Raw genomic sequence first — 17,816 nt, 5'->3', positions numbered from 1 at the left:
GAGCGGGCCAGTCGGATCGGAATATCTGTGCGTGACCATTTCTGCGAGACCATTGACCAAGGGGGCAAGAAACTCCGGTGCCCGCACTTCGCAGGCTGCCCATATCTCGCGCAATTTCAGACGAACGCGACGCACCTCTTTCTTGCGACGAGCTACATGTCGCTTCCCGCCCCGAACGGAACAGAGTGCGATTGGAGGGTGGTAGACGAGACGTTTTTCGACGAATTCGTACCGATCCGGAAAATTTCCGCGGCTTCCTTCACCGCACCGCGAGAGTTCTTTCCGCCGTCCAAAGAGACAGAGCATGAGGCTCTTCTGAAAGCCGCAAGCAAGGTTCTCGCGGCGCTAATCGATCGCCGGTCGCCAGTTGCCTTGAATTTCACGGTAGAGGAGCTTCGGGGCTACGCAAATCTGGAGCAAGAGGCAGAGGCACCGCGGGCCCATGTCGCTCCTGACCAGGAATTTTGTCTTCAATCCCTGGCTGTCGGAGAGGCCGAAGAGCGACATAGACAGGTTTCCCTGTTCAGCGCGATCTGGACAATTCTGGCCGACGCTCGTGAAGCCGGACTGAAGGATACCGAACGCCTTCGGATTCTGAACAAGCACGACAAACATCATATTCAAATCATGAGACGGAAGCCCCTCAAGCTCGATCAGCCAATGCTTGTTCTTGATGCCGATGCTGATGAGGAGATTCTGCGCGCGCTCGGCTGCGATGTTCTCGCCACTCATGACCTGAAGTTGCGCCCAAACGCCATTGTGACACAGCTCCACGACCGGCGAATGACGAGCGGAGCTCTGCTCAGGCAGCCTGAACTGCGTGAGTCGTGGCGCCGCATAGTCACTCGGGAGGTGCTCAGGGATCGCGCTGCGCGGGGCGGAGGCGTCCTCGTCGGGGCAACGCGGAAAGTTGTGCAGGCCTTCTTTGAAGACGCAGGCCACAGCTTCGAGGGCAAGACGAAAGCAGATATTTCGACCTTCATGCTCGATACTCCGTTGCATGGCGCGCACTGGCTCTGGTTCGGCGGGCGCTCTCTTGGCTCGAACCGCTACGAGGATTGCTCGAGCGTGATCGTTATTGGTCGGGAAGAGCTCCCAGTAGAAGCGCTCGAAGATCGAGGCTGCGCCCTCTGGGGGGACACGCCCGAGGCACCTATTGAGCGCATTGAGGCGGATCACCTCGGGAACCGTTGCATGCCCGAACTGGAAGTCCCCTATGAGATGACCGACGGCTCACAAATGGCCGTCCTGGTGCCCTGTCACCCGGACCATCGGGTGCGGCGACTGCAGTCCCAAAGCCGCGAACTCGCGACCCGTCAGTTGATTGAACGCCTCCGTCTCGCGCGCGCGGCGTATCCAAAACGCGTCTTGCTCGGGTGCAACGTCCCGATCCCGGGCATACCTGTCGATGCCCTCGTCTCCTGGCAGGACATCTGCGTTGAACGCGTAGATGCGGCAGTCTGCGACGGACTTCTGAACCAGGGCGGCGTGCGGTTGAGCGCCGAAGGACTTGCGCAGGCCGGCCCCAAGATTTTTAAGACCACGTCCACAGCCAAGGAGCACCTCAAGCGAAACACACGCGGCCGGGACCGCCTGAAATCTCCAGGGACCTGGTACGAATTCGGAGATATTCAGATCGTCAAACTGCGCATGGCTCGACCGAATGCCCGAGAGGAATTCGCGCTCGTTGACGCACAAGACCGAAAGGAGGCCGAGGCGATTTCCGAACGCCTTTGGGGACCATTGCGTTCCTGCAGTCCAGCTTGATTTCCGAGTGCGAAATTTTTTTGAATTTTTCACTTCTCATTTCGACAAGGAGACCAACCTATTACTTAGTTGAAGCGAACCAATACCAGGAAGGTTTCGGACGTGAATATAGAATTCGAAAACTTTAGCAGAGAGGATTTACCATATCAGATGAAAGTCTCTGAAGAGGAGGTCCAACGGTGGGCCGGGCATGACCTATTTCAATCTCGGTACGTCAACGACAACGCCATTATAGCGAGAAGGCTCCACTCAGCCGGCGTCAAGACGAGTGCGAGAACACGGTATCCGCGGCGAACCTCGGAATCCCGATTGAAGAGGATACACTCTGCACGCGTTAGTACGAAAAAAACGGTTCACACGTATAAGGACGGCCAAGCGTAGCGCTTGGCCGTCCTTGCTCTCAAAGGCCTTCGAGAAGGCGCATTGCCCTGACCTTGCCACGCAACTGATTGCGGGCATGGCGGAACTCCTGCCATCGAAGCAGCATGTCGTGACGCCGCTGAAGCTCGGCATTGACATAGACGTCCTCGCGCGTGTCACCACGCAGGATCAGCCCCGAGTAGCCCGGCAGCATCTTCTCGACGTCCGCAATCAGAGCCTTGCCGACGGCTTCGAGCGCTGCGTCGTCCCGGTCGTCGAGCACGTCGCCACGCGCAAAGCGCTCCAGCATCATCTGGTGGCGACGCCCCTCCACGTTGAGACTGGCAGGGCGCCAGCATTCCGAAAGACCGGCGGCATTGGTGATAACCAGTTCCGCGAGGTACTCGATGGTCACTTCGCGGCGCGTGTAGTGATAGCTCATGCTGTCCTCTTTCATGCCGCAGCGGTCTCTTCGGCGCCCTGTGCGCCACCAGGACGCCCAAGGACGGTGAGCATCTCGGCGAGCGCCTCGGTGAGCAGGCAGAGAGTCAGGATCGACGGATCTTCTGGATCGACCTCGCGGAAGAAATCGACGTCGTCGAAACCGACTTCGAGACCGTGCTCCGCCGATAGCAGCAGCTGCAGCCAAGCGAGTTCGCGGCGGTGGCCCGTGGTGAGTCGTGTCGCGATAGCCACCGCGCGGCGGAACCGCTGCAACCTGCCGAGGGCCGGCGCTCCGCCGAGCTGCAGGCAGATGTGTTGAAGGTCGAGGTCGTGACGTGCGAGGAATTCCTGTACCATCGCACGTTTCTGAATGGCGTTCATTGGAACGTCCTTTCTTATAAACGCCGCCCCCAAAACGGACGACAAGCACGCAGGCGGGGGATCCTCCTTTCCTCCTGCGCGTGTTGCGTGACGCGGTCTTTCGTCTTTCGAGCCCGCTCACCTCGGGGCGGGTCGAAAAGACGAAAACCGACGAACGAAATCAGCGTCTTCCACCTTTATCCTTGGCGATAGCGGTCGATATCTTCGGGTTCATCGTCGCGAAGTATCCATGCGGCATCCCATCGATTTCTTTGGAAAATCCACTGTTGCGCCATGGAGCGCACCGTGCTTAAGGGCATCCAAGCGTTGAGGCCCGAATAACTTCGTCTGGGAACATGCAACGAATGTCCAAAGGGACCACCTGCAGACCTCCGAAGTCCGGAGCCCTGCACCATAGGAGATACTGAGCGCAGCGCGATACTTCAGGCTGGGCCCGGGCGCCGCCATCAAGATGTCGGACACCTCCTCGACGCTGAACACCACGGGCAACTTCCGCGGCTGAGTACGGAACTGCATGTAGCGCTTCATGTCCTCGCGCCCGCAGGTCATCCCGAAGAAGAACCGGAGCGCCACGATCCGCACGTTGAACGTGCTGGCCGTGACCCCCGTGTCGGTCAAGTGCAGTTGGTAGGCGTGCAACTCTTCCGGGGTGGCGGTATCCGGCGAATGTCCAAGGAACTGGGCGAAGTCCTTGATGGCTCGAATGTGGGCCTTCTGAGCCTTCTCGCCCATCCCCCGGATGCGCATGTCTTCAATCATCCGCGCCCGCAGCGGCGAAATCCTCTCTTCGGTCATAAGAACCTCCTGCCTGACGATTGAGAGGCCTCAATCTTCAGGCAGTTACCCACATTCCCAAATGCACAGGGTGGCGATCAGTCCCGAGGTCCAGCCACACGGGCCATTGCCGCGCGAGCGGCTTCGTCCTTGGGCCGGGAGCGGGCCTGCGGCACTGCAGCGAGCCCTAAACATGGCGGGCAGCCGCGCCCTCCCTGAGCCGACATGCGTGCCAAGCGCGGCAGATGGCTGGTGCCCGCCCCATACAGTCGTGCCAAGTGCATCATGACGTCTGTCATCGGCGCGAAGGGCGGAAACCGGACTTTCCCTGCGCGCGCGCAGCCTTCCCTTCTTCAACTCAGAAGCGGGCAGCCATCTGGTTCACGCCGTCAGAGCGCCGCGAGCGACAAAGAGGGCGGTTTCCCGAAGGTCTCCGCCTCAGCAAACGCATTATGGCTTCACCCCGCCGCGAGCAAGGTGGACTGCGGGAGCTGGCGCGATCTGGGCAGCGTATCGATGCTGACGCGATTGCTCGAACAGCTCCATGCGCCAGATTCGGCCCCATATTCGGGAAACGATCCAGAAATATAAATTTTATTATTGTGGTTCAGTGTTTTGACTGCAAACCTTAAAATTTAATGAACTGTCAATAAAGTGTACTGCATTGCCACTCTCCGACCTCGCCGCTCATTTCGAGCAACCGATCCTGCCCGCCATTTCCCCGAAGGCGCTTCTGAAGATGCCTTTTCTCGCCACGGTCGAAACGGTCGTCTCGGAACGGGGTTTTGGGTTCCTGAAGATCGAAGGCAGCAAGGACGAGATCTTCTTTCACGTTACCGCCGCACTGTCGAACGATCAGGCCCTGTTCCTGGCGCTGAAGGAGGGAGATAGGCTGCTGTGCCAGGTCGGCAGTACGCTGCGGGAGCCGTCTAAGTCTGCCGCCGTGCTCTGGACCCCGGTCGCCGGACGAGACTGGACGAAGACCGGCACACCGGATAGCCAAGAGGGGCTGGACCAGATCCGGCGCGATCTACTCGGAAAAGCTGGCAAGGAGGAGATCGGACGGATCCTTGCGGCAGGCTGGTACCGCCGGCGGTGGAATGAAAACCCTCCCAAGGATCTGCGGGACCCGGTCCTGCAGCAGGTCCACGCCACGGCGCTGGCCGCGCTTAGCCCGGGTGACCTCGATAGCCACCTTCGTATCGCGCATGGATGCCCCTTCGCCTTTATGGCGGCTTTGGATCCGATGTCGGATGCCGCGGACCTCTCTGAGCTTCTGGCGACCTTCGTGCCAGAACAGCTCGCCGCCGTCTGTGCGCCCCGTGCGGAGTGGGCACAGGGCTCGGGACCTCAGGGCAAGGCCGGGCGCCTGTCTGGGGAACACAAGGTTGCCCTGCTCGATTGGGCCGCGCTGAGTAGCGCCGGTGACCCGGAGAGCTTCCGGGCCACATGGCTGAAGGGAGCAGGAGTGCATGAGGCAACCTTCGCGCGACAATGGCTGACCTCCGGCGAACTGGTGCCTCGGCCGCTGCTGCCCTGGCTGGTATCCCTGCTCGAAAAAGACCTGCTGCAGATCGGAGACTTACGCGACCTCGCGTTCCAGGACGCACATGCGGGCGTTCTTCTGCATCATGCGCTCTCCGACGAGGACCGGGCACGCCTGCAGGAGAACTGGGAGCGCGATCCCTCCGCGATAGAAATGGCGGTGGAAAATGATCCCGCGCTGGCGGGACGGTTGCTGGAAACTACCGTACTGGCTGTCGATCTCGAGACGGACGGGGTGCGGATCCATCAGCTTGGACAGGCCGATCACCGCGGCAGTATGCGACTTGAGGCGAGCAGCCTGGCCGGGAGCATGCAAGAGGGTCTACCCGACCTGGTGAGCGCCTTGACGCAGGCCCGGCTGGCTGTCGGGCACAATGCGATTGGCTGGGACTGGCCCATCCTGTCGCGGGCCGTGCCCTCTCTGCCCGGTACGCCCATTTGGGACACGCTCCTTGTTGCCTTCCTGCTCGAGCCCCAAGCACTGTCCCATGCGCTTGGCGGGGATCATACGGCTGATGCCGATGCAAGCGCAGCGCTTGAGCTCTTCCGCCGCCAGTCCGAACGTTTCGATACCTCCGTGCATGAGGCGATCCTGACGGGACGCTGCAGCTCCACGGAGGAGCTTTTCACGCTGATCGTGGATGCAGGGCCTGATGACCTCACCGTCGCACGGGCCACGCCTGCCGTCTTGGAGGCGGTCGATCGTGACCAACCCCTGCTCCTGCCGGATCAGCTCTTGCGGTTACTGGACTGGGTGCCGGGATACGTGATCGCGCCTGCCGACCCGGACACGCCGCTCGATCCGAGTTTCCTCGAGATCCAAGCGATGCGCCTGTTCGAAGAGCTGACGGCAGCACAACGGCGGATGCCCGTGGTCGAGGTGCTGATGGCCGTTCTGCAACGCGCGGAGGCACAGGGAATCTCCGTGCGTCGCAACATGGTGCCGGGCTGGATGACCGAGCGGCTGCCCTGGCTGCAGGCCGCGCTGGATGGGGCCACGGGGCTGCCCGACATGAAGGCCGGCTGCCGGGTTTCGCCGCTCCCCGCTTCGCCGCACTGGTGGGCACAGGCAGAGACGTGGTCCGGGCAGGCCATGCTGCCCAACGGGCGCCGGATGATCGTCGCGCGCACACAGGCTCCCGCCGGAACTCTCACGACGGCTCCGATCCGCGAGGGCACCCTTCTTTTGGGCCTCGCCGGCGGGACAGGCTGGGCTGTGCGGGATCCGGCAGCGGACCGGCTGGAGACGGGCGGAAACTGGCATGGCTTCCACCTGGTCACAGTGCCGAAGACGGTGAAGCTGATAAAGGGACCGAGCAACCTGCGGACGATCAGCCCGCTGGTGGTCGCTCGCCCGACCACCGTGCGCGATCCCGGCTCCAGGACGCAGGCAGGCTACTGGTCAGAACAGCTTGCGACGCTGCGCGGCCTGCCCGCTGAGAGCGATAAGGTGCGGATCCTGCTCGTGGGGAGTACCCGCAGCCAGACGATGTTGGGACTGCTGGAAACGGCGCTGGCCGAACTGGGGCTGGGAGAGAAACAGCCCCAGCATCGCAGCCGGCGCGAACATCTGGAACGCGCAGCGGCCAAGGGGTACTGCCTCGTCGCCGGTCTTGATACTTGGCGCGATTGGGCCGCGCTGGCGAAGGACGCCGGGATCGCCCTCCAGCCGGTCGTCGATGCGGCGCCGCTGGAGGAGTGGTACGCACTGGAGGCCCCCGACCAAGCGGAGCAGGATGACGGGCCGCGCGAGATCTCCACAACCATGTTGCTCGATGGGATCGGCAAGCGGGTGGACAAGTGGCTGCGGCCATGGCTGCGCGAGACTGGCTTGGCAGACAGCGACATGGTTCCCATCCTGCTTGACCCCCGGCTGGAGGACACGCGGCATCTGACTGGAGGTGCGTTCAACCGGCTGGCGGTCGAGCTCGCACCCTGGACCTCTGAGGAAAGCCAGCGGCTGAAGATCGTTTTCGACCTGTTGCAGATCGAACGGGAAGAGGCCCCGTCCGGGATGGCCGCGATGGAGCACTTCCTGGTGACGCACTGGCAGCCTTCCGGCGCGGCAGGCACCAACCCCGTGACGGGGTTCAAGCCGACACAGCTCCAGGCCATGGAGCATATCCGTGACCGCCGGGCCGATGTGATGGTCACCCTGCCGACAGGAGAGGGCAAATCGGTGCTCTTCCAGGTGCCGGCGCTGGCCCGCGGCCTGCGCAACCGCAGGCTTACCCTCGTGATTTCGCCGCTGCGGGCGCTGATGCGAGATCAGGTCCTTCGCCTGCACGAACAGGGGTTCGAGGAATCCGTGGATTTCCTGAGCGGAGATCAGTCCCGCGAGGAGCAGCGAGAGGTCCTGCAAGGCGTTCTCGACCAGCGTATCGTAATGCTCTACGTCGCGCCCGAACGGCTGCGCGTGGCCAGTTTCGTCGATGTACTGCGGCGCCGGATTGATGAGGACGGCGGGCTGGAATACATAGTCTTCGACGAGGCGCACTGCATCAACCAGTGGGGCTACGAGTTCCGGCCCGACTACTTCTTCGCCTTCAGCTACCTGATGTCGCGTCTGAGGACCGGCCGCCTTCCGGACCCGACCCCGGTCCTGCTGCTCTCGGCGACCCTCACGGCTTCGGACCGTCGGCGGATGCGGGGTCTGCTGGAGCGCCTGTCGCAGGATCCGGACCGGCTGCCGCTCGCGGTCTGCCCCGATCCCTCGACACAAGTCAGCCCGCTGCGCGCGCATATCCGTGTCCGCGCGCATCAGTTGCAGGGGAACATCTTCGAGTCGGACGGCAAGGCGCTGCAGGAGCGGATCCCGGAGGTCGTGCAGGTCATCCGGACTGCCCGCCGCAACGCCGAGGAGACCGGGCAGCGCAGTGCGGTGCTGGTTTTCGTCCTCTCCCGCGCCCATGCAGACATCCTGGCAGAGCAACTGACGCGCGAAACGGGCCATGAGGTCGAGAGCTTCCACGCCGGACTCGATGGCGCCACGCGCGAGGACATCTACGACCGCTTCCGAAACGGCGAGTTCGATGTGCTGGTGGCGACCAAGGCCTTCGGAATGGGGATGGACATCCCCGATATCCACTGGGTCGTGCATCTGGCGTCTCCGGGATATCTGGAAGACTATCTGCAGGAGGTGGGCCGGATCGGGCGAGGCGTAAGGGAGCGCGAAAAGGCGGGGCTCGACCGTCTCGACGCATTGCTGCTGTACTCCGGGCAGGATTTCGAAGCGATCCGGAGCATGCGGGCCGAGAGCGAGCTGCGGGTGCCGCAGATCGACGAGATCGAGAAGGAAATCCTGGCGGCGGCCGAGACGGTTGGAGACGAACTCATCGCGTTTGTTCCGCAGGACGGTTTTTCCGTCGAAAAGTACCGGACACCCGCGAAACGTCGTAGCGATGCCACACGGCTGCGCCTGGCGCTGCACTGGCTCGGGGAGGCAGGGCATATCGTGCAGGCGGGACTGGTGCCGGATCTGCTGAAGATCCGCTTCTCGCCGGTTCGGCTGAAACGGGTGTCCGAAGAGGACAGCCTGGCGGGCAAGGTCGCGGCGGCCATCCTGGAGGCGACCTCCAGAGAGCTGAGCGAGCAGGAGTTGGAACTTCCTGAGTTGATGCAGCGGATCCTGGGCAGCGTCGGCCTGCGGACCGGCGACGACGACCCGCACTCCGGGGAACGCAAGGCCGTCATCAACCTCTCCCGGATTCGGCGCCATTGCCGGATGGAGAGCCTTGACGCGACCATGTCCGTGATCGCGGATCTCGCGCGCCGCGACGCCCTGACGACCATCTGGATGATCGATTACACAACGCGGCCCCTGTTGTCCGAGAGCCAATCCCATATCGAAATCCTGATGCAGCGGGTGACGGAAGCGGTGCGTCGGTTGCTCGGAGAGCTCCGCCGCAAGAGCACCTTCCGCTTCGACCCGCAGGACTGGTACGATCCGACCCCATTCCGATTGGTCGATCCCAAAGTTCGGAAACTCCCGAAGCAAACCCGCGAGCAGGTCGAACTCATCCTGCGGGAAGACCGGTTCCGGCGGAGCTACATCAACGGCTTCCGCACCCTTGCCCGGGTGGTCGGCATCCGCCTCAAGCAGGGGCTCGATCCGGAGAGCGATCGTCTTTACTGGCAGGCGCGCTGCCCGGATGTCGACGGCCGGATCGCGGCGCAGCGTCTCGGCCACCTCCTGCCGCAGGCTGCGGCCCTGTCGCGCCTGTTCCCAGTAGACACGAAGAACGGGAGCCTCGAGGTCGCGGATATCATCACCCGGATGCAGGAGGCGCATCCCGCCGGGACGTTCCACGCTTCGGATCTTTCCAGCCTGATCCGCCTGCTGTCTTCACTGGGGCTCGTGAGCACCTCGCCCGACCTGTTGCCGGCGTCCTATCTGCTGCAGCCGCAGGGGCGCGAGCTGGGGCTGGGGCAACACCCCGAGTTGGTCGAGGAGCTCGACAGCGTGAACAGCTTCGCCGAAACGCGGATTTTCGGTATGGAGGTCCATGCCAACCTGCCGGAAGAGGCGCGGGATCGGTTCGTGCCGGGTTACTTCGCCTGCACCGACGTGGATGCGCTCAAGAGCTTCGTTGACGAGCAGCTGGGCGAGATCGAGGACGAGACCGGGGTCTTCGCCGAGAAGCGCGACCAGCTCCGTGCGACCCGTGCGACCGAGTTCTTCGATTTCTACCGTGCCTCGCCGGAACCGGCGCAATGGGCGGCGATGCATCACCCCTACGACCGCCACCTGCTGGTGAATGCAGGGCCGGGCGCGGGCAAGACCTCCGTGCTCGTGGGCCGGATTGTCCATCTCATCCGCGAGCAGCATGTCAAGCCCTCCGAGATCATGGTTCTGGCCTTCAACCGTGCCGTGGTCTTCGAGATCCGAAAGCGGGTCCGCGACCTATTCCGTTCGCTCGGCTACGCGGCCTATGCGTCCCGCGTCCGGGTTCATACCTTCCATGGTCTCGCGATGCGCCAGTTGGGGGACACTGCTGCATCTGGGACCGAAGAGCTTCTGCCGACCTTCGCCCGCCGGCTGACACAAGATGCGGCCTTCCGCGCCACCGTGGCGGGCGACTGCCGGGCGCTTCTGGTCGATGAGTTCCAGGACGTCAACGACGAGGTCTACGAGATCATCCGAGCGCTGCATGCGGGAAGCGGGAACCGGGCCGGTATCATGGCGATCGGAGATGATGATCAGGACATCCTGCGCTGGAACCGCAAACCGGCCCGCATGGTCTGGGGGCGTCCGGCGGTCGAAGCCGGAGGCGTATTCGCCGATCATTACTTTGATCGTTTCCGGGGGGATTTCGGTGGCGAGGAGCTGTCCGAGCTGACACTGGGCGTTAACTTCCGTTCCAGCCCGGAAATCGTTGAGAAGAGTCAGGAGATGATCAACGGCTTCTTTGGTCGCCGGACCCTTTCGCGGCGGCTCAAGACCGACCGGCTGCGTGCCGTGGACCAGGCACCTTCGGGAACGGTGGAGCGTATCGATGCGCGGGGCTGGAGCTGGGCGCGGACGCTGGATGAGATCCGAGCCACCAGTCAGCGGCTCTTGACGGAGAACCCAGGGTCCCTCGCGGTCCTGTGTCGATCCAACGACGAGGTGGCAAGCGTCCACCGGGCTCTCTCGGGCGTCTTCCCCATCGTCACCGTGCAGAGCAGCGAAAACATCGCGATCCGCTCGCTCCGCCATGTCGCCCTCTGGCTGGACCTGCTCGAACGCGAGATCGCACAGCAGGACCAGGCCCTCACCGATCCGCTGCGGGTGCGCCTGCTAAAGACCTTCCACGCGGAGACGGACATTCCCGAAACCCGTGCCGGAGGCAGGATGGAACCGGACCCCTCAGTGTTGTGGGAGCTCTGCGCGCAGGAAACCGTCTTTCCCTATCTCTCGACGCTGGTCGAATTCCTGAAGGATCTGCGCAGCGACGAGCTGCAGCGCCTCCTCGGCGCCACGCGCCCCGAAGGAGAGATCCTCGTCTCCACGATCCACAAGGTGAAGGGGCTGGAATACGACAACGTCGTGGTGCTGCCCTCCCATATGTCGTTCGGGGGCAGGGGTGCCGAGATCGAGGCGAATGCGGCGGAAGAGGCGCGGTTGCTGTACGTGGCGCTTACCCGCGCGAAGTCCCGTCTGGTCTACCATCTGGGAGATCGCGAATTTGCCTGGGCGGGAAGGACAATCACGCCGTTCAGAGGTGCACAGGACGGAGGCCGCATTCTGACCGGGACACCGAAGGAAGTCTTCATCAGCTGGTCGATGAACCGGTCACAGTTAAATCCGGATCCCAACAGTACCCAAGACTATATCGAGAGCTCGGTAGCGGTCGGCGATCCGATCGTGATCGAGGCACCCGACCAATGGGCCAGAAAGGCCCTGATGCACCGTTCGGGAACGGGGGACAGTCGCCAGATTGGGCTGCCGTCCAAGGCAGTCGGGGAGGGCGGCAGCGTCACGGACCTGAAGGTCAGTGCCGTGCTCCGCTACGAGCCCAAGCCCGATGACCGAGCGCAACCCTGCCCCAGAGTCGCGGCGCAGGGCTGGGGCTATGTCGTCCTGATCGAAGGAGTGCTGCGCTGAGGCCTGAGGCTACCGAAGTCCGCTCGGCGGACTACACCTTGCGGTCGCCGGGGCCTGCGTCATGGGTGGCCTCAGGTGACACGGAGGGCGGGGACGCGATGTCCGGAGTGTCGAGGAGGTTCGGAGTGCTGGGACCGATGGGGCTTTCGGGCTGCGGAACGATCCACGTCCAGCCCAGCGTGTGAGAGGACGGAGGCATAGGCCGCTGTCGGCGACCTCTCTTACTGGGGCACCCATCCGCCGGATGGTGGTGCGTCTGGCGACAGTGATCGAGGCCTCTTACTCCACGCGCCGTGGTACTGTCCGCGGGGTCGATGTTCCCTCGAATAAGGCAGGCCCCAGCTGGATCCCCATGACGGGACTTGATCCGCCGGATCCCGCGGGGCCACCTTTGCCGGGCCGATCAAGAAGATGATCGAAGCGGAACCCTCCAACGGCGATCGCACGGTGGCTTAGCGTCTGGGCTTCAACAAGAACCCCGTGCTGCGCATCTTCCGGACCAAGGCTTGGCAGCTCCGCAAGCGAGCCGTGGGCATGAGGCTCCGCAACCAAGCCGCACCCTCCGTCGCCTTAGCGCCAAACGAGAGATAGACGACCGGTTTTGCCCGCATCAGGCGCTCGCCAAGCGCACGCATGCCGCGCCCATTGGATTAGCGACTTAAGTTGAGCGGATGCCGCTGAGTCAATTTATGGTCGCTGTATCGATCCACGGCTCCCGCCGCCAATAGTTGCTGGAGGAGTTGTACGGGATTTGAACGGATTTCTGCGGTTTTGCAGCGCACTACAGTCCGTAAAACAGTACAGCCTGAAATGCCGAAGCGCCGAAATAACTGTATATTCGCTTGATAATGGCGCACCCGACAGGATTCGAACCTGTGGCCTCTGCCTTCGGAGGGCAGCGCTCTATCCAGCTGAGCTACGGGTGCCTGCGGCGGGTCTTACGGCAAAGCGCAGCAGTCCGCAATCGCAAATCCACGCTGCAGCGAGGTTCTTTGCGGACCGTCGGCGCCCGGCCTGCTTCGGCAGGAGTTCCTTGTTTTCCAAGACTTGGAGGCGACAGCCGGAACAGGCGAGGGAAGCCAGTCGCGCGCGCGCCGCATCGCGCAATGCGTCAGGTTGCGGCTTGCGCCGAAGCGCCCGCTCTCTCGCCGCGCCCTACTGCCGCCGCAACCGTGCCAGCGCCTCGTCCTCGATGGCCCAGGCGGCGATGCCGTCCCGGAGACCGGCCGCCATGGAGGCGCGCCAGGCGTGGTCCTGCAGATGACGCAGGTCCTCCTCGGTGGAGAGGAACCCCACCTCGATGAGCGCCGAGGGAATGTCCGCTGCCTTCAGCACGGAAAAGCCGGCCTGCCGTTGCGGGCGCTTGTGCACCTGCCCCACGGCGTTGCGAATGCCCTCGACCAGGTGCCCGGCCAGCGCCTTGCCGCGCGGCGCATTGTCGAGCCGGGCGAGGTCGAGCAGCACGTTGGCCACACGGTCGTCCGAGCCCGAAAGGTCCAGCCCGGCGAGGATGTCGTCGCGGTCGTGACGTTCGGCCAGCGCCGCCGAGGCGGCATCGGAGGCCGCCTCCGAGAGAGTGTAGACCGTGGCGCCATGCGCCACGCCCTGCTCGATTGCGTCCGCGTGCAGCGACAGGAAGAGATCGGCGCCAACGTCATGCGCCAGCGCCACCCGCCCCTCAAGCGAGACGAAGACATCCGCGTCGCGGGTCATCAGCACCTCGTAGCCCGCCCGGCGCAGCACGTCGCGCAGATCGCGCGCGAAGGTGAGCATAAGGTCGGCCTCGTTGTGCCCGCCGCGCTGCGCGCCGGGATCGATGCCGCCGTGCCCCGGATCGAGCACGATGCGCAGCGGCGCACCCTCGGCGCGGCGCGGGGCAGCCTTGGCGCGCGGTTCGGGCAGGTCCCAGCGCGGATCGCGCGGCAGGCCGGAGCGGGCGGCCATGGTTTCGGCGCTGCTGGGCGCGAGGCGCAGGGCGAGGTCGGCCTCGCCGGTCTCCTCCGAGACCCTCATCTCGGCACGATCGAGGATCATCGGTTCCGCGAGCTCGGCCACCAGTCGCGACCAGCCGGAGCGGAAGGGCCCCATGTGCAGCGAGACGACCGTGTCAGAGCGGTCCATGGCCGCGGGATCGGCGTCGGTCCAGTCGACCTCGCGGAAGTCGAGCACCAGCCGCGGCGGATCGATCAGAGTGAACGCGCGCCACGGCACGCCTTGGCTGAGCGAGAGCGTCAGCTCGCTGCCCTCGCCCCAGCCGGCATCGCGGGCCGCGCCGTCGAGGAAGCGCGCCTGCCCGCCGAGCGCGCGACCCTGCGCCAGAGCTTGCCCCGGGTTCTGCGCCAGGGTCTGTGCCTGCGCACCGGTGCCGAGCAGGGCGCCGAGCGCCGCCGCCGTGATGATCCGGAAAATACTGCCCATCCGCCTGACTTTGGTACTGCCTGTGGTCTTGTTGTTGCCGGGAGCCTAGCAGCGCCGTGCGGGATTCGCACGCGGCATGGCACGCCCTGAGAAAAGAGCATCAGCAAACGGCGGCGGGCGCATGTCGCCTGCCAACCCGGCCATCAGGCACGCGGACGCTCAGCCCCGCGCCGCCATGAAGGCCGCGAGCCGGGCCAGCCCTTCCTCGATCTCCGCCGTGCCGCGGGCGTAGGAGAAGCGCAGCGTCCCTGCCCCGCGCGCCGGATCGAAATCGAGCCCCGGCGTCACCGCAACGCCGGCCTTTTCGAGGATCTCGGCGGCGAAGGCACGGCTGTCCTCCGTCAGGTGGCTGACGTCGGCGTAGACGTAGAAGGCACCGTCGGGCGGCGCGATGCGGTCGAAACCGGCCTTGGGCAGCCCCTCCATCATCAGCGCACGGTTCTTCGCGTAGACCGCGAGGTTGGCCTGCAGCTCCTCGGTCGCATCCATCGCCGCCAGTGCCGCCACCTGCGAGGCGTTCGGCGCGCAGATGAAGAGGTTCTGCGCCAGCCGCTCGACCTGCCGCACCTGCGCCTCGGGCACCACCAGCCAGCCGACCCGCCAGCCGGTCATCGAAAAATACTTCGAGAAGGAGTTGATCACGCAGACATCATCCGAGACCTGCAGCGCGGTGACCGGCTTCTTGTCGTAGTCGATCCCGTGGTAGATCTCGTCCGACAGGAAGGACGCACCCCGCGCCTGCACCGCCTCGACCAGCGCCGCCAGCTCGGGCTTGCCAAGCATGGTGCCGGTGGGATTGCCCGGCGAGGCGACCATGGCGCCCTCGTATTCCGCGCCCGCCAGATCCCCGGGGGTGAGCTGGTAGCGGTTCTCGGCGGCAGTCTCGATCTCCACCGGGCGCAGGTCGAGCGCCTTGAGGATCTGCCGGTAGGACGGGTAGCCCGGCGCGCCGAGCGCCACCCGGTCGCCGGCATCGAAAAGTGCCGAGAAGGCCAGAATGAAACCGCCGGAGGAGCCCGGCGTGACCACGACGCGGTTCGGGTTCAGGTCGACGTCGTACCAGTCACCGTAGAGCCGGGCGATACGCGCCCGCAGCTCGGGAATGCCGAGCGCCACCGTGTAGCCGAGCGCGTCGTGCTCCATCGCCTGGGCCAGCGCCTTGCGGGCGACCTCTGGCGCGGGAGAGCTGGGCTGACCGACCTCCATGTGGATGATGTGGCGGCCGGCGGCCTCGGCGGCGCGCGCCTGTTCCATCACGTCCATCACGATGAAGGGATCGACCGCCCCCCGGCTTGAGTTTCGCATGTCTCTCTCCCATGGTGGCTCGGCACATCGTCTTCGGGCGGAGTACGAAGCTTCCGGGGGAGGGTCAATGCCGGGACCGCGCGCTGCGCTGCGCCTCATCGCCACGCTCTGCGCGCTCGCGGTTTTGCTCGCGACGCCCGCCGCGCGTGCCGCGACGCTGCTGCGCGATGCCGACCTCGAGCACGCGCTGACCGAGATCGCCGCGCCGGTGCTGCGCGCCGCCGGGCTGAGCCCGACGCAGGTTGACGTGCTGGTGATCAAGGATGACCGGCTGAACGCCTTCGTGGCAGACACCACCCGCATCTTCCTCAACTCCGGGCTGATCATGCGCCTGCCCGACGCCAAGTCGCTGCAGGCGGTGATCGCCCATGAGGCGGCGCATATCACCGGCGGGCACATCACCCGGCGCATGGACAACATGCGCGCGGCGCGCAATGCGGCGGGGCTCGGCATGGTGCTGGCCGCCGCTGCCGGGGCCGCAACGGGCAGCAGCGATGCTGCCGTGGGGCTCATGATCGGCGCGCAAAGCTCGGCCATGCGCAGCTTCCTCGGCCACACCCGCGCCGAGGAAAGCTCGGCGGACATCGCCTCGATCCGCACGCTGGTGCAGGCCGGGATCGACCCGCGCGGCGCGCTCGAGGTGCAGGAGATTTTCCTCGGTCAGGAGGCGCTGAACGTCGGGCGGCAGGACCCCTACATGCAAAGCCACCCGCTGACCCGCGACCGCTTCCGCGCGACGCAGGGACTGGTTGCCGCCGCGAAGGTGCCCGAGCGCAACGATCCCGCCGCCGACTACTGGTTCCTGCGCGCCCGCGGCAAGCTCTCGGCCTTCCTGCGTGCACCGGGCTGGACCCTCGGTCGGCTAGAGGGCAGCGGCAGCCGCGACATCGCCCTGATGCGCGAGGCGGTGGCGCGGCACCGGCAGATCGACCTGCCGGGCGCGCTGCGGGCCATCGACGGCGCCCTTGCGCTGCGGCCGAAAGACCCCTTCTACCACGACCTCAAGGGCCAGATCCTGCTGGAGGGACGCCACCCCGCCGACTCCGCCCGGGTCTACGCGCAGGCCCGGGCGCTCGCGCCGCGCAACGCGCAGGTGCTTGGCGGGCTGGGGCGGGCGCAGCTGGCCTCGGGACAGTTCGCAGCGGCCCTGAAGACGCTGGAGGAGGCCCGCGGCCGGGACTGGGCCGACCCGCGCATCCTGCGCGATCTGTCGGTCGCCTATGCCCGCGCCGGGAACAATGGCATGGCCTCCGAGGCGACCGCGCAGCGTTACGCGCTCGAGGGGCGCATGGAGGATGCCGGAATTCACGCCAAACGCGCGGTGGATCTGCTACCGCGTGGATCGGCCCCGTGGAACCGCGCCCAGGATGTGCTAGACGCATCCGAGCGCGCCGCAAGGAAACGCTGAGACAATGCCCGAGCGGGCGCCCTGATCGACGGAGACAAGATGCAGACCCCAACCACCCGACGCACCGCCCTTCGCCGCGCCGCCGCCTCGCTGGCCGTGGCCACCGGCCTCATGGCCCCCCCGGCGCTGGCGCAGGATTTCGACCTCCAGAAACTGACGCCGGAACAGCGCGAGGCCTTCCGAGCCGAGGTGCGCGAGTACCTGCTCGACAACCCCGAGGTGATCATGGAGGCGGTAAGCGCGCTCGAGGCCAAGCAGGCCGAGCAGCAGGCTGCGGCCGACGACCAGCTCGTCGCATCCAATGCGGGTGCCCTCTTCGACGACGGCTACAGCTGGGTCGGCGGCAATCCCGACGGCGACGTGACCATCGTAGAGTTCTCGGACTACCGCTGCGGCTACTGCCGCAAGGCCTTCCCCGAGGTCGAGGAACTGGTGGAGAGCGATGGCAACATCCGCATCATCATCAAGGAATTCCCCATCCTCGGGCAGGACTCGGTGACCTCGTCGCGCTTCGCATTGGCCACCATGCTGGTCGCCGGCCCGGATGCCTACAAGCAGATGCATGACGCGCTGATCTCGCTGAAACAGGAGCCCTCGCAGCCCGTGCTGTCGAAGCTGGCGACGACGCTGGGGCTCGATGCCGACGCGATCCTCGCCAAGATGAGCGACCCCGAGGTCGACCGCCGCATCAAGGAGACCCACGAGCTGGCGCAGCGTCTGCAGATCAGCGGCACGCCGACCTTCGTCTTCGGCGACGAGATGCTGCGCGGCTACGTGCCGATCGACGGCATGCGCCAGATCCTGCAGCAGGTGCGCGAGGAAAGCTGA

8 protein-coding genes, 1 tRNA gene and 1 pseudogene are annotated in these 17,816 nt (G+C 65.0%); 4 read left to right on the top strand and 6 right to left on the bottom strand.

The annotated features are described in order from the left end of the window. The coding region (locus tag LC039_RS10160; RefSeq protein WP_226623803.1) for a hypothetical protein at nt 1-1,767 on the top strand (1,767 nt) is incomplete at its 5' end. A gap of 400 nt (nt 1,768-2,167) precedes the next feature. Here LC039_RS10160 and LC039_RS10155 read toward each other — a convergent pair. The 3 genes and pseudogenes from LC039_RS10155 to LC039_RS10145 form a co-directional block, all read right to left on the bottom strand. Next, entirely contained in the window at nt 2,168-2,569 is a 402-nt protein-coding gene (locus LC039_RS10155; RefSeq protein WP_226623801.1) for a hypothetical protein, read from the bottom strand. Nucleotides 2,570-2,580: 11 nt separating this feature from the next. Then, complete coding sequence (locus LC039_RS10150; RefSeq protein ID WP_226623799.1) at nt 2,581-2,952, bottom strand: hypothetical protein; 372 nt, start codon at nt 2,950-2,952, stop codon at nt 2,581-2,583. A 363-nt stretch (nt 2,953-3,315) separates the two neighbouring features. Next, nucleotides 3,316-3,747: pseudogene (locus LC039_RS10145) on the bottom strand (tyrosine-type recombinase/integrase); the annotation flags it as partial. A gap of 643 nt (nt 3,748-4,390) precedes the next feature. On the opposite strand from LC039_RS10145, the gene LC039_RS10140 reads away from it, so the two are divergent. Continuing rightward, nucleotides 4,391-11,857, top strand: coding sequence for a UvrD-helicase domain-containing protein (locus tag LC039_RS10140; RefSeq protein ID WP_226623797.1), 7,467 nt, complete (start codon nt 4,391-4,393; stop codon nt 11,855-11,857). 849 nt (nt 11,858-12,706) lie between these two features. Here LC039_RS10140 and LC039_RS10135 read toward each other — a convergent pair. The 3 genes from LC039_RS10135 to LC039_RS10125 form a co-directional block, all read right to left on the bottom strand. Then, a tRNA-Arg gene (locus LC039_RS10135) sits at nt 12,707-12,783 on the bottom strand. 229 nt (nt 12,784-13,012) lie between these two features. Beyond that, nucleotides 13,013-14,275, bottom strand: coding sequence for an N-acetylmuramoyl-L-alanine amidase (locus tag LC039_RS10130; protein WP_226623795.1), 1,263 nt, complete (start codon nt 14,273-14,275; stop codon nt 13,013-13,015). A 159-nt stretch (nt 14,276-14,434) separates the two neighbouring features. Continuing rightward, the gene (locus LC039_RS10125; protein WP_226623793.1) at nt 14,435-15,580 is read right to left on the bottom strand and encodes a pyridoxal phosphate-dependent aminotransferase; all 1,146 of its coding nucleotides are present in this window, start codon (nt 15,578-15,580) and stop codon (nt 14,435-14,437) included. 67 nt (nt 15,581-15,647) lie between these two features. Here LC039_RS10125 and LC039_RS10120 point away from each other — a divergent pair, with 67 nt between their 5' ends. Both LC039_RS10120 and LC039_RS10115 read left to right on the top strand, forming a co-directional pair. Further along, nucleotides 15,648-16,988, top strand: coding sequence for a M48 family metalloprotease (locus LC039_RS10120; RefSeq protein WP_226623791.1), 1,341 nt, complete (start codon nt 15,648-15,650; stop codon nt 16,986-16,988). A gap of 39 nt (nt 16,989-17,027) precedes the next feature. Beyond that, nucleotides 17,028-17,816, top strand: coding sequence for a DsbA family protein (locus LC039_RS10115; RefSeq protein WP_226623789.1), 789 nt, complete (start codon nt 17,028-17,030; stop codon nt 17,814-17,816).

It is taken from the genome of Alloyangia pacifica (genome assembly GCF_020524285.1).
Taxonomy (GTDB): domain Bacteria; phylum Pseudomonadota; class Alphaproteobacteria; order Rhodobacterales; family Rhodobacteraceae; genus Salipiger; species Salipiger pacificus_B.
The sequence above is the reverse complement of the archived record's forward strand: the minus strand, read 5'-3'. Positions and strand labels throughout refer to the sequence as shown.